General features: G+C 69.6%; 12 protein-coding genes. 7 read left to right on the forward strand and 5 right to left on the reverse strand.

Annotated elements, in window-relative coordinates; genetic code table 11:
* The first annotated feature begins 12 nt into the window (after positions 1-12).
* Positions 13-408, forward strand: coding sequence for a hypothetical protein (locus M4V62_RS41125; RefSeq protein WP_249592300.1), 396 nt, complete (start codon positions 13-15; stop codon positions 406-408).
* Here the strand turns inward: M4V62_RS41125 and M4V62_RS41130 are convergent.
* The 4 genes from M4V62_RS41130 to M4V62_RS41145 form a co-directional block, all read right to left on the reverse strand.
* Complete coding sequence (locus tag M4V62_RS41130) at positions 402-1,448, reverse strand: lytic polysaccharide monooxygenase auxiliary activity family 9 protein (RefSeq protein WP_486388577.1); 1,047 nt, start codon at positions 1,446-1,448, stop codon at positions 402-404. The two genes, M4V62_RS41125 and M4V62_RS41130, sit on opposite strands and share 7 nt — an antisense overlap.
* An 83-nt stretch (positions 1,449-1,531) precedes the next feature.
* Positions 1,532-1,924 (reverse strand): VOC family protein, encoded by a 393-nt coding sequence (locus tag M4V62_RS41135; RefSeq protein ID WP_249592301.1) that lies wholly within the window; start codon positions 1,922-1,924, stop codon positions 1,532-1,534.
* The gene (locus tag M4V62_RS41140; RefSeq protein ID WP_249592302.1) at positions 1,921-2,223 is read right to left on the reverse strand and encodes an ArsR/SmtB family transcription factor; all 303 of its coding nucleotides are present in this window, start codon (positions 2,221-2,223) and stop codon (positions 1,921-1,923) included. The genes M4V62_RS41135 and M4V62_RS41140 overlap by 4 nt, the downstream gene beginning before the upstream one ends.
* A 132-nt stretch (positions 2,224-2,355) precedes the next feature.
* Positions 2,356-3,402, reverse strand: a complete 1,047-nt coding sequence (locus M4V62_RS41145; protein WP_249592303.1) for an NAD(P)-dependent alcohol dehydrogenase — start codon at positions 3,400-3,402, stop codon at positions 2,356-2,358.
* A 102-nt stretch (positions 3,403-3,504) separates the two neighbouring features.
* On the opposite strand from M4V62_RS41145, the gene M4V62_RS41150 reads away from it, so the two are divergent.
* Both M4V62_RS41150 and M4V62_RS41155 read left to right on the forward strand, forming a co-directional pair.
* Positions 3,505-4,092, forward strand: coding sequence for a TetR/AcrR family transcriptional regulator (locus tag M4V62_RS41150; protein WP_249592304.1), 588 nt, complete (start codon positions 3,505-3,507; stop codon positions 4,090-4,092).
* Positions 4,093-4,196: 104 nt separating this feature from the next.
* Positions 4,197-5,336, forward strand: a complete 1,140-nt coding sequence (locus tag M4V62_RS41155; RefSeq protein WP_249592305.1) for an FAD-dependent oxidoreductase — start codon at positions 4,197-4,199, stop codon at positions 5,334-5,336.
* Positions 5,337-5,343: 7 nt separating this feature from the next.
* Here the strand turns inward: M4V62_RS41155 and M4V62_RS41160 are convergent, their stop codons facing one another.
* Entirely contained in the window at positions 5,344-7,467 is a 2,124-nt protein-coding gene (locus tag M4V62_RS41160; protein WP_249592306.1) for an alpha-galactosidase, read from the reverse strand.
* 179 nt (positions 7,468-7,646) lie between these two features.
* On the opposite strand from M4V62_RS41160, the gene M4V62_RS41165 reads away from it, so the two are divergent.
* Genes M4V62_RS41165 through M4V62_RS41180 form a run of 4 tightly spaced genes read left to right on the forward strand, consistent with a single transcriptional unit; the run spans position 7,647 to position 12,065 of the window.
* Positions 7,647-8,825 carry an ROK family transcriptional regulator gene (locus M4V62_RS41165; RefSeq protein WP_249592307.1) on the forward strand — a complete coding sequence of 393 codons (1,179 nt, stop codon included), beginning with the start codon at positions 7,647-7,649 and terminating at the stop codon, positions 8,823-8,825.
* Positions 8,826-8,833: 8 nt separating this feature from the next.
* On the forward strand, positions 8,834-10,156 hold the full coding sequence (locus tag M4V62_RS41170; protein ID WP_249592308.1) for an ABC transporter substrate-binding protein: 1,323 nt from the start codon (positions 8,834-8,836) through the stop codon (positions 10,154-10,156).
* Between the two features lie 41 nt (positions 10,157-10,197).
* The gene (locus tag M4V62_RS41175) at positions 10,198-11,142 is read left to right on the forward strand and encodes a carbohydrate ABC transporter permease (RefSeq protein ID WP_249592309.1); all 945 of its coding nucleotides are present in this window, start codon (positions 10,198-10,200) and stop codon (positions 11,140-11,142) included.
* Complete coding sequence (locus tag M4V62_RS41180; RefSeq protein WP_249592310.1) at positions 11,139-12,065, forward strand: carbohydrate ABC transporter permease; 927 nt, start codon at positions 11,139-11,141, stop codon at positions 12,063-12,065. The genes M4V62_RS41175 and M4V62_RS41180 overlap by 4 nt, the downstream gene beginning before the upstream one ends.
* The last annotated feature ends 39 nt before the right edge of the window (positions 12,066-12,104 follow it).

Here is a 12,104-nt window from a genome sequence, read left to right on the forward strand (position 1 = left end):
GGGGACTGCGACATGGCCACCCAGGTGACGGCGAACGCGAACGCGAACGCACGGCGCGGCGTTTCGTTCCTGCAGATCGCGATCGCCCTGCAGACCCTGACGATTTTCCTCCAGGCGGTCTCCTCAGGACTCCTGCTGACCTCGTCCTATGGAGAGACGCTGCACAGCGCCGGAGCCCGCGTGATGTACGGGGCGTCGATGCTGTACGTGCTCGCCGCCGTGCTGGCGTGGAAGCCGGGCGGCGGCTCGCCGCGGCCTGTCTGGCATGCGTCCGGCTTCCTCGCACTCGCTTCGGTTCAGGTGGTGCTGGGCATCGCGCACGTCCCGTCGGTCCATCTCCCCCTGGGGGTCTTGATGTTCGGATTGAGCGTGCTGGCGCTGGCCCGGCGGCAGGGGCGCACCTACTGATCCGCGTCCGGCCTGCGGTGGCGCAGGTGCAGGACGGTACCGCCGGCGAGGATCACGGCACCGGCACCCGCGAGGGCGCCCACCAGACCGGCGCCAGAGGAGTCCATGGGGGAGTCGGAGGCGGCGTTCGCGATGTCCGGGGTGGTGTCGGGCGCGGGGCGGGCGTCGGCCGACGAGCCGCCGTCATGGCTTTCATGGTTCTCGTGGCCCTCGTGCACCGCTTCCGCCTCGGTGTTCTGCTTGCCCGCGCCGAGCGCGGTCACGGCCGTGCTCGACCGTTCGCCGCCGGTCAATCCGGTGACCTCGCCGTTGCCACCGTCGAAGACCACGTCGGAGCAGGAGAAGAAGTTCTCCTGGCTGTCGGAGCGGATCCACTGGACGAACAGAATGTGCTGACCGGTCCGTTCCGGCAGTTGCAGGTCCCAGTAGTAGTGACCCGCCTCGCTGCCGGGGCCGCCCTCCTGCGGAGGGTTCTGAACGGTCTGTACGTTCTCCAGGTCCGACCACCCCAGCGGCTGCTGTGGGTCGAAGCCCTCCTTGGTGACGTACACCTTGAACTGGCCAGGGTGGTGGGCCCAGTTGCTGTAGTTCACCTCGATGGTGTCACCGGCGGTGAGGTGAGTGACGGGCCAGTCGGTGCGGGCGGCGTTGTAGGGGGAGAAGTCGTAGGGGCTGCGGTCGCCCGCGCTGCACAGGGTGCCGTCCTCGACGTAACCCTCGCCGCGACCGCCCGCGTTGGAGTCGAGCACGGCGAACCAGTTGTACAGCGGGGTGGTGCCGGCCTCCTGAACTGCCGCCTTGCAGGCGGGGTTGGTGGGCATCTGGGTGGAGGAGTTGGCGAGCAGGTCCTTGTAGCAGAGGTAGGTGCGCGACCCGGGCATCATGGCCACGCCGTGCGCGGCCGCCGTGCCCGGGACGGCAAGGACGGCCGCGGCGGCGATGCCGGTGGCGCCGGCGAGCGATGCCAGGCGCCTGGCCCGCATCGATTTCCGTACGCGGGATCGGACTCTGACGAGCGCGGGGGAGCGAGGAATGATCATGGGAACGTCTCCTTCGGGGAGTTTCCGATGAGCGGCTCGCCTCGTAGTCGCCGCCGGGCGCGCGATGGTTGCCGCGATCCGCCCTACTGCGGTTCGGTCGCGATCTGGATCAGGTTGCCGCACGTGTCGTCGAAGACGGCGGTCGTGATGGGGCCCATGTCCAAGGGCTCCTGGGTGAAGTGGACGCCGAGGTCGCGCAGGCGCTCGTACTCCGCCTGTACGTCGTCGACGGCGAACTGGGCGAGAGGGATGCCGTCCTTGACGATCATGTCGCGGTAGGGCTTGACGGCAGGGTGGCCGGCGGGCTCCAGGAGGAGCTCGGTGCCGCCGGGCTCGTCGCGTGAGACGACGGTCAGCCACCGGTCCTTCTCGCCCACCGGGACGTCGTGCTTCTTCACGAAGCCGAGGATCTCGGTGTAGAAGGCCTCGGCCTTGGCCTGGTCGTCGACGAAGACGCTGGTCAGATGGATCTTCATGGAGTGCTCTCCTCCGGTCGGGATGTGTCGGGCACGGGCCATCGCTCGACGATGTGCCGCAGTGGGGCCGTGTTGAGGTCGTGGTACTTGTAGCGGCCCTCCCGCCTGGTCTCGACGAGCCCGGCGGCCTCCAGTACGCCAAGGTGCTGGGAGACCCCCTGACGGGAGATGCCGAGCTGGTGCCTCATGCTCAGTCGCGAACAGATCTCGAACAGGGTCTGTCCGGATTTCTCCGTGAGCTCGTCGAGGATGATGCGACGGGTGGGGTCGGCCAAGGCTTTGAAGAGTTCGTCGGCCACGACCACATGATAGGCAAACGCTCACTTGCCTATCAAGTCGAGCTGCTGCGGCCGGGGGCCTCCTCTCGCCGAGCTCAGGGGGGGCAAGGGGCAAGGGATAGGGGGCAGAGGGCAGGGGGCAGGATTCGTGTCTCAGTCCAGGTCGGACAAGTCGAGCACGAAGCGGTAGCGGACGTCGTTGCGCCCGAGCCGGTCGAGTGCCTCGTTCACGCGGGCCGACGGGAGCAGTTCGATGTCGGCGGTGATGCCGTGCTCGGCGCAGAAGGTCAGCATGGCGGCGGTCGCGGGCCTCCCGCCGCTCCCCGCGGAGCTCAGTCGCTTGCGTCCGATGAGCAGGTCGGTGGTCTCCAGGGTGACGGGTCCGAGGTGGCCCAGGTGGCTGAGCGTCCCGTCCAGCGCGACCAGGCGCAGGTAGGGGCCGAGGTCGTGCGGGATGGCGATGGTGTCGATGACGACGTCGAACCGGTCGCGAGCGGCGGCCATGTCTTCCGGGTCGGTGGAGACGATCACGTCGTGCGCGCCGAGGCGGCGCGCGTCGTCGGCCTTGTCCGGCGAGCGGCTGATGACCGAGGTCTCGGCACCGAGCGCCACGGCGATCTTGACGGCGAGATGCCCCAGACCGCCGAGGCCCGCCACGGCGACGCGGACGCCCGGCCCCACGGCGAGGGCGTGCAGCGGTTCCCAGACGGTGACCCCGGCGCAGAGCAGGGGAGCGGCGGCGGCCGGGTCGAGGACGGAGGGGAGGGGGTATGCGAAGCGGGACCGGACGACGTACTCACGGGAGTAGCCGCCCTGGGTGGTCGACCCGTCGTGGCGGTCGACTCCGCCGTAGGTGAGGGTCGGGAACGCATGGCAGAAGTTCTCCTGGCCGGCCCGGCACATGGCGCACGTGCCGCACGAATCGACGATGTTGCCCACCGCCACCGCGTCACCGACGGCGAAGCCCGTGACGCCGGAGACCTCGGACCCCGTCTCGGTCACCACGCCCGTGAACTCGTGCCCCGGCACCAGGGGCCGGCCGTCCTCGCGGGACCGGACGGCGTGCAGATCCGTGTGGCAGACCCCGCAGTAGTCCACCCGGATCGCGAGGTCGTCAGGGCGCAGGTCGCGCCGCTTCAGCGGGGTCCGCCGCAGCGTCGTCGCCGGTCCTTCGGCCTGCCAGCTCACAGTGGTCCTCATGGGCCCTCCTCGGATCCTCAGACAGACTGTTCGGTCTATTTGGAGAGTAGGCGCCTGCGGACCGCCAGACAAACCAACTGTTCTGTTTGGTAGCCTGCGGGCATGGCCGACCAGCCCTTGACCACACGCGGAGCCGCGACCTACCAGCGCATCCTCGACGTGGCGACCCAGGAATTCGCCGAGCACGGGATCGCCGGGGCGCGCATCGAGCGGATCGTGGCCGCCGCGCGCACCAACAAGGCTCAGCTCTATGCCTACTTCGGGAACAAGGAAGGGCTGTTCGACGCCATCTTCTTCGGTTCGCTGGAGCGGATCGTGAACGTCGTGCCGATCGACGCCGCGGACCTCGCGGACTGGGCGGTGCGTCTCTATGACGAGTACCTCCTGCGCCCCGACCTCATCCGGCTCGCCACCTGGGCCCGCCTGGAGCGACGCCCGACAGGTCACCTGGTCGACGACCCCGACCGCCTCGACGACCGCAAGCTGCGCGCCATCGCCGAGGCGCAGGCCGCCGGGCTGGTGCGCGAAGGGGATCCGTTCGACGTGATGGCCATGGTCATCGCCATGTCGATGGCGTGGTCACCGGTCAGCAATGTCTACGCCGCGACCGCCCAGGAGCCGCCGGAACTGCACGAGCAGCGCCGCGCCCTGCTCCACGAGAGCGTCCGCCGCGCCATGGCGAGCGGCTAGGCGGGGACTGTCGGACAGCTGTCGGTGGCTTGTCGGGGTGTCCTGACACCTTTCCAGGAACGGCCGCCGGAGATCACGGGCGGCCCCGACCTGGAGGAGTCGCCATGCGCACCCCCGTCACGATCATCGGCGCCGGACTCGGCGGCCTCACCCTGGCCCGCGTCCTGCACGTCCGCGGAATCCCGGCCACGGTGTACGAGGCGGAGTCCTCCCCGACGGCACGCACGCAGGGCGGGATGCTCGACATCCACGACTACAACGGACAACTCGCCCTCGAAGCGGCTGACTTGATGGACGAGTTCCGCGGCATCATCCTGGAGGGCCGCCAGGCCATGCGCGTCCTGGACCCGGACGGGAACCTCCTGCACGAGACGACCGACGACGGCACGGGGGGCCGCCCCGAGGTGCAGCGCGGCGAGCTGCGACAGATCCTGCTCGACGCGCTCCCCGCCGGCACCGTCCGGTGGGATCACAAGGTCAGCGGCACGCGTGCTCTCGGCGATGGCCGCCACGAGGTGACGTTCGCCGACGGCGGCACCGTCATGGCGAGCCTGCTGGTCGGCGCGGACGGCGCGTGGTCACGGGTCCGGCCGCTGCTCTCCACCGCCACACCCGAGTACGTCGGCAAGTCGGTCGTCGACACCTACCTGTTCGACGCCTGCACCCGGCACCCCGCCGTCGCGAAGGCGGTCGGCGGTGGGTCGATGATCGTGCCCGCACCGGACCGGGAGATCTTCGCTCACCGGGAGAAGGGCGGCACCCTGCACGCGTACGTGGGACTGTCCAGGTCGCAGGACTGGTTCGAGTCCATCGATTTCGGCGATGCCGCCGTGGCCACCGCGCGCATCGCCCAGGAATTCGACGGCTGGGCGCCGGAGTTCACCGCGCTGATCACCGACACCGATACCCCGCCGGCCCTGCGCCCCCTCTTCGCCCTGCCGACCGGCCACCGGTGGGACCGGGTCCCGGGGGTGACCCTGCTGGGGGACGCCGCCCACCTCACCGCCCCCAACGGCGAGGGTGCCAACCTGGCCATGCTCGACGGCGCCGAGCTCGGCAAGTCCCTCGCCGCGCACCCCGACGACATCGAGGCCGCACTCACCGAGTACGAACAGGCCATGTTCCCCCGCAGCGCCGAGCCCGCCCTGTTCGAAGGCGCCGAGATCCAGGGGATCGACTCCGAGGAGCCCTCCGCCAAGGCCATGCTCAAGATGCTCGCCGAGCTGGGGCAACAGACGACTTGATCCACCGTCAAGGGACCCGGACCAAGTGCACCGCCAGGCTGGCCCAGTCGCCACGCGGCAGCTCGGGCCGGAGTCCGTAGTCGCTCAGTACGGTCGCGGAATGGACCGCACCCGTGCGGGCGTCACGGTAGCGAGCGGAGGGATCGAGGCCGGCGAGGCGCAGCGGCGGGTGCGCGGCGCCGTGGCGCGGGGCCCTCTGCCAGGCAAGGAGCAGAGCCTCGCTGCCGTCCGCCGCGGTGTACTGCACCGCGGCCGGGCCGTCGTCGACCGGGCCGCGCGGGCGGTGCAGGGTCCCGTGCTGGACGAGGTGGCGCACGCGCTTGTACTCGGCCACCAGCGCCGCGCCTTCCGCCAGTTCCTCGTCGGTCCAGCGGGTCAGGTCGCCGCCGAGGCCGAGCACACCGGCCATCGCGACATGGAATCGGAAGCGCAGCGGAACCGACCGGGCGGTGAGCGGGTTGGGCACGTCGGTCACCCACGCGGCCATGGTCCGGGCCGGGTAGATCTGGCCGTAGCCGTGCTGGATGAGGACGCGGTCCGCCGCGTCGGTGTTGTCCGAGGCCCATGCCTGGTCCGTGCGGGACAGCATGCCCAGGTCGACCCGCCCGCCACCGCCGCTGCACGCCTCGATCCGCAGGCCGGGATGGTCGGCGCGGAGCCGGTCGATGACGTCGTAGAGGCGGTGCACGTACGCCGTCCGCACGCGCTCCGTGCCGTCCGCCCGGTCCGGCCAGCCCGCCTCGCTGAGCGCGCGGTTCATGTCCCACTTGAGGAAGTCGATGCCGTGGTCGCCCACCAGGCGGGTCAGCCAGCCGTACGCCCAGTCCGCGACGTCACGCCGTGCGAAGTTCAGCACCAGTTGGCTGCGCAGCTCCGTGCGGGTGCGGTGCGGGAAGTGCAGGACCCAGTCAGGGTGTTGACGGTAGAGATCGCTGTCCGGGTTGACCATCTCGGGCTCCACCCACAGACCGAAGCCCATCCCGAGCCGGTGCACCTCGCGCACCAGGGGAGCGAGCCCCTCGGGGAAGCGGTCCGGTGACGGTGTCCAGTCGCCGAGCCCGGCGCCTTCGCCGCGGCGTGCGCCGTACCATCCGTCGTCCATGACGTAGAGCTCCGCGCCGAGCGCCGCCGCCCGGGCGGCCAGGCGCAGTTGGTTTCCCTCGTCGACGTCGAATCCGGTGGCCTCCCAGGAGTTGTAGAGGACCGGTCGTGTCTCCTCGGGGTGGGGGAGCACGTGGCCGAGGACGTACGCGTGCCAGGCGCGGCTCGCCTCGCCGAAACCGCCGTCCGTGTAGAGGCCGACGTACTGGGGAGTGGTGAACTCCTCGCCTGGTGCGAGGGGTTGGGTCATGCCGTCGTGGCCTGCGCCGCCGGTGAGGCCCGCCCGGCCGTCAGGGGTGCGCTGCACGGTGACGCGCCAGCCGCCGCTCCAGGCCAGGGCCGCGCACCACACCTGGCCGTGCTCTTCGGTCGCGCCGCCCGCGTCGAGCATCACCCAGGGGTTGGCGTGATGGCTGGTGATGCCCCTGCGGCTGGTGAGCACCGTCTCGCCGAACGGCACGCGGTCCCGGTGCAGTTGGGTCTCGGCGGACCACTGGCCCGTGACATGGCTGAGCCGGTAGTCGTCCCTCGCCGGAAGGGTCCATGCGGCGGAGTCGGCGCGCAGCAGCGTCACGGCTTCCTCGCCGGTGTTGCGCAGCACGGACCAGCGCTCGACGGCGTCGCTGTCGTCGTGGACGCGGTAGTGGAGAGTGATCTCCAGGGCGTAGTGCCGGTCACGGAACTCCAGGGCCAGCTCCGTCGATCCCGGCGCGGGCTCGTGGACGCGGTGGCCTGTCGCCTGCCATTCGAAGGCGCGGGTGCCGTCGGCGAAGCGCACCTGAAGCGAGGGGGTTCCGTAGCGCGCCCCGCCGTCCACGGGGAGCTCATCGCCGACGGGCGGCCGCCCCTCGAAACTGCTGGGGTGCGGGGCCGGGGGAGTGGCGAACTCCTCTGCCTCCTCCAGGGTCAGCCGTGGTCCCCACGCGAGATGACAGGGCGCTCCGGTCTCATCGATCCGGAGCGCGTACGACGTGCGGGGAGTGCAGAGCAGCCAGACCCCGGTCTCAGGGGCGAAGGAGATCACAGGCATGGATCCTCACGTTCAGATAGCGCCTCGAGAACATGCGGCAGCCAACACTCCCTTCGATCAACTGTCAACACCCGGCCTCTGTCGCATATTTGAATGGCCCGGGTCCTCTGTAGAGGCTTCTTGAAAGGCTCTTGTTTCTTTCATTGACAGAGGAAAAGAACACCCCCTACGTTTCGGCCATGCGCTCGACGACGCCTCGTATCGACGTGGTTCCGGCACCCACACCGGCCGCTTCCCTGGTCTTCACCACTGTCCTGACCCACGGCCCGCTCACGCGGATCGAGATCTCCCGGCGGACCGCGCTGTCCTCGGCGGCGGTCACCAAAGCGGTACGGCCGTTGATGGCCGCCGGCTACCTCGTCGAGGACGCGGACGAGGAAGCACGGCCCTCCCTCGGGCGGCCCGCCACCCTCGTGCGGGTCGACGGCGGGCGGGCCCTGTTCATCGGCGTCAAGGTGACCGGCGACGAGATCATCGCGGTCCTGGCCGACCTGTGCTGCCGCATCCGCGTCGCCCGCCACCTCCCGGTCACCGACCGCGACCCCGGCGCCGTGCTCGCCTCGATCTCCGGACTCGTCCAGGAACTCCTCACGGAGGCCGAGGGGTTCGGCGTCGAGGTGCGCGGGCTCGGGCTCGCCGTCTCCGGTGACGTGGACCGCGCCGCGGGTGTCGTGCGCTACTCGCCCTTCCTGGACTGGCGGGACGTGCCGCTCGTCGAACTGGCCTCCACCGTCACCGGGTTGCCCGTCACCGTCGACAACGACGTCCGCGCGCTGACCGTCGCCGAGCAGTGGTTCGGCGCAGGGGCGGGCATCTCCGACTTCGCCCTGGTGACCGTCGGTGCGGGCATCGGCTGCGGTCTCGTCGTGCACGGCAAGGTGGTCTCCGGCGCGCACGGCGTGGCCGGTGAGATCGGCCATCTGCCGATCGACCCGCTGGGCCCGCCGTGCCACTGCGGCAACACCGGCTGCGTGGAGGCGATCGCCGGGGACGCCGCCATCATCCGCCGCGTCCGCGAGGCGACCGGCGCCCCGGTCACCGACTCCGCCGGAGCCCTGGAGCTCGCGCACCAGGGCGACCCCGGCGCGCGCGAGGCCTACACGCGAGCCGGGGAGGCGATCGGCCGCGCCATCGGGGCCGTCGTCAACGTCCTCGGACCGCAGCGAGTGATCATCTCCGGCGAGGGCCTCGCGGCGTACGACCTGTTCGCCGAGCAGATCCGCGACGCGTTCACCGCGTCCGCCTTCGGCACCGCCGCGCAGTGCGACGTGATGACACGTCCCCTGCCCTTCGAGGAGTGGGCGCGCGGGGCCGCGGCCACCGCGATCCAGTCCTTCATCGGCATAGACACGTACTAGGAGTTGCGATGACGCAGCAGAGCCGCAGACCCTTCCCCACCCGCGAGGCACGCGAGCCGAGCCGCCGCACCGTGGTCCGCGGATCCCTCGGGGTCGGGGCCGCCGCGCTGGGCGCCCCGCTCCTTTCCGCCTGCGGCGGCGGTCCTGCCGCCGATCCGAAGACGGTGACCTTCGGGTCGAACGGGGCCGATGCCACCCCCGAGAAGGCCTACGCCGCCGTCACCGGCGCGTTCACCGAGGACAGCGGCCTCAAGGTCAAGACGAACACCGTCGACCACGACACGTTCCAGAAGAGCATCTCCACCTACCTCCAGGGCACCCCGGACGACGTCTTCACCTGGTTCGCGGGCTACCGCATGCAGTACTTCGCCAAGAAGAAGCTGGCCCATCCCATCGACGACGTATGGGAGAAAATAGGCTCCGGATTCAGCGATGCCGCCAAGCAGCTGTCCAAGGGCGAGGACGGGAAGTACTACTTCGTCCCGCTGTACAACTACCCATGGGCCGTCTTCTACCGCAAGAGCGTGTTCAAGCAGCGGGGCTATGAAGTCCCCCGTACCTGGAGCGAGTTCACCGCTCTCGCCAAGAAGATGAAGAAGGACGGGCTCTCGCCGATCGCGTCCGGCTACGGCGGCGGCGACAGCTGGTCCATCCTCGGCGCCTTCGACTATCTGAATCTCCGCGCCAACGGCTACGACTTCCACATGGACCTGATGCGGGGCGAGGTCGCCTGGACCGACCGCCGCACCACCAAGACCCTCGATCTGTGGCGTGAGTTGAGCGGCTTCTACCAGCAGGGCGCGGGCGGCCGCTCCTGGCAGGACGCCGCCCAGTCGCTGCTCGACAAGGAGTCGGGCATGGCGGTCATCGGGCTCTTCCTCGGCCAGCAGATCACCGACGAGAAGCTCCGCGCGGACATCGACTTCTTCCCCTTCCCGGAGGTCGACCCGACCCACGGCCAGGAGGCCGTCGAGGCCCCCACCGACGGCTTCATGCTCAGCCGCAAGCCGAAGAACCTCAAGGGCGCCACGAAGCTGCTCGCCTACCTCGGCGGCGCCGAGGCCGAGAACCTCTACATGGGCGTCGACCCGAGCAACGTCGCCGTCAACTCCCGTGCGGACACCGGCAAGTACAACGCCCTGCAGAAGAAGTCCGCCGACCTCATCGCGTCGGCCAAGCACATCACCCAGTTCGGCGACCGCGACAGCGACCCGGGCTTCATCTCCACCGTCGTACTGCCCGGATTCACCCAGTGGCTCGGTCACCCGGACGACGGCGCGGCCCTCCTGAAGAAGATCGAGTCCCAGCGTTCGCGCTTCTTCACGGCCTGACACCTCCTGACACGGCCTGATCAGGACCGGGAAGGTTCACCATGTCCCCCGTGCGCACAGTGCGCCCAGCGCCCCCGTCCAAGCGTGCCCGACCCCGGCGGCTCGGCCCCGGTGACCGCGTCTTCCTCACCGTCATCGTCGGCATTCCGCTGCTCGCCCTGCTGGTCTTCGTCTGGCTTCCCGCGCTCGCCTCCGTGGGCCTGTCCTTCACGAACTGGGACGGCATCGCGCTGTCCGACATCCGCTGGACCGGTCTCGACAACTACCGGGAGATCTTCACCAATTACCCGCCGTTCTGGCCGGCCGTCCAGCACAACGTCGTCTGGCTGCTGTTCACGGCGCTGCTGCCCACCCCGTTCGGCATCTTCCTCGCCTACCAGCTCGACCGGAAGATCCGCTTCACACGGATCTACCAGACCGCGATCTTCCTGCCGATGGTGCTCTCGCTCGCCGTCGTCGGCTTCATCTGGGAGATCATCTACAACCCCGACAACGGGCTGCTCAACGGCATCCTGAGCGGGGCGGGTTCCGGTCAGCCCATCGACTGGCTCGGCGACCCCGACCTCAACCTCTGGGCCGTGCTCGTCGCGTCGGCCTGGCGGCACACCGGCTACATCATGATCCTCTACCTGGCGGGCCTGAAGGGCTTCGACCCCGCGCTGAAGGAGGCCGCCGCCCTCGACGGCGCCAACGGCCGCCAGACGTTCCTGCGGGTGGTCTTTCCGGCGCTCAAGCCGGTCAACATCATCATCCTCGTCGTGACCGTCATGGAGTCGCTGCGGGCGTTCGACATCGTGTACGTCCTGGGCGGCGGCACCGGCAGCAAACCCGGCATGGAGCTCCTCTCGCTCCTGATCACCGACAACATCATCGGCGAGTCCAGCCACATCGGTTACGGCTCCGCGCTCGCGGTCGTCCTGCTCGTCGTCTCCCTGCTGGCCATCTGCGCCTTCCTCGTACAGACCTTCCGCAAGGAGGACAAGTGACCGCGACCGTCACCCCGCCGGCCGCCGGCTCACGCACCCGCCGCGCAACCCCGACGGGCGACGGCCCACCGCGCCCCGGGCGGCAGACCGGCAGGCACCTCCTCCTCGGCGGGATCGCCCTCCTGTGGCTCGTCCCGCTGCTGTGGGCGGTGTACACCTCACTGCGGCCCTACGAGGACACCGCGAAGCACGGCTATCTGTCCTGGCCGCACGGCATCAGCCTGGAGAACTTCTCCAACGCCTGGAGCCAGTCCGGGATGCCGCACTTCTTCTGGAACTCCGTCCTCATCACGATCCCGGCGGTGCTCGGCACCCTGCTGTTCTCGGCCGCCGTGGCCTTCTTCGTCTCGCGCTTCGACTTCCGGTGGAACATCGCCCTGCTCATGTTCTTCACCGCGGGCAACCTGCTGCCCGCGCAGGTGCTCATCACCCCGCTGTACCGGCTCTATCTCCAGGTCCCGCTGCCCGGCTGGATGAGCGACTCGTTCCTGCTCTACGACTCCGTCTGGGGCATCATCGCGATCCACATCGCCTACCAGTGCGGGTTTTGCACCTTCGTCCTCAGCAACTACATGAGGACGATCCCCAAGGAGATCACCGAAGCATCCCTGGTGGACGGCGCTCCCGTGTGGCGGCAGTTCTTCCAGATCGTCCTGCCCCTGTGCCGCCCGGCCTTCGCGGCGCTCGCCACCCTCGAATCGATCTGGATCTACAACGACTTCTTCTGGTCGCTCGCCCTGATCGACACCGGCGACAAGCGACCGATCACCTCCGCCCTCGCCAATCTCCAGGGCCAGTACTTCACCAACCCCAACCTCATCGCGGCCGGTGCGCTGCTGACCGCGATCCCCACGCTCCTCGTGTACTTCGCGCTCCAGCGCCAGTTCATCAGCGGGCTGACCATCGGTTCCGGCAAGGGCTGACCCGCACAGCCGCGCGTACGTCCCGCACCCCGACACGCT

Origin of the sequence: Streptomyces durmitorensis (assembly GCF_023498005.1) — a bacterium.
In the GTDB taxonomy this organism is placed as follows: domain Bacteria; phylum Actinomycetota; class Actinomycetes; order Streptomycetales; family Streptomycetaceae; genus Streptomyces; species Streptomyces durmitorensis.

Excerpts from the sequence above, each read along its gene's own strand:
- M4V62_RS41125 (WP_249592300.1), top strand. The coding sequence starts at position 13 with ATGGCCACCCAGGTGACGGCGAACGCGAACGCGAACGCACGGCGCGGC.
- M4V62_RS41130 (WP_486388577.1), bottom strand. The coding sequence starts at position 1,448 with ATGATCATTCCTCGCTCCCCCGCGCTCGTCAGAGTCCGATCCCGCGTA.
- M4V62_RS41135 (WP_249592301.1), bottom strand. The coding sequence starts at position 1,924 with ATGAAGATCCATCTGACCAGCGTCTTCGTCGACGACCAGGCCAAGGCC.
- M4V62_RS41145 (WP_249592303.1), bottom strand. The coding sequence starts at position 3,402 with ATGAGGACCACTGTGAGCTGGCAGGCCGAAGGACCGGCGACGACGCTG.
- M4V62_RS41150 (WP_249592304.1), top strand. The coding sequence starts at position 3,505 with ATGGCCGACCAGCCCTTGACCACACGCGGAGCCGCGACCTACCAGCGC.
- M4V62_RS41155 (WP_249592305.1), top strand. The coding sequence starts at position 4,197 with ATGCGCACCCCCGTCACGATCATCGGCGCCGGACTCGGCGGCCTCACC.
- M4V62_RS41160 (WP_249592306.1), bottom strand. The coding sequence starts at position 7,467 with ATGCCTGTGATCTCCTTCGCCCCTGAGACCGGGGTCTGGCTGCTCTGC.
- M4V62_RS41165 (WP_249592307.1), top strand. The coding sequence starts at position 7,647 with ATGCGCTCGACGACGCCTCGTATCGACGTGGTTCCGGCACCCACACCG.
- M4V62_RS41170 (WP_249592308.1), top strand. The coding sequence starts at position 8,834 with ATGACGCAGCAGAGCCGCAGACCCTTCCCCACCCGCGAGGCACGCGAG.
- M4V62_RS41175 (WP_249592309.1), top strand. The coding sequence starts at position 10,198 with ATGTCCCCCGTGCGCACAGTGCGCCCAGCGCCCCCGTCCAAGCGTGCC.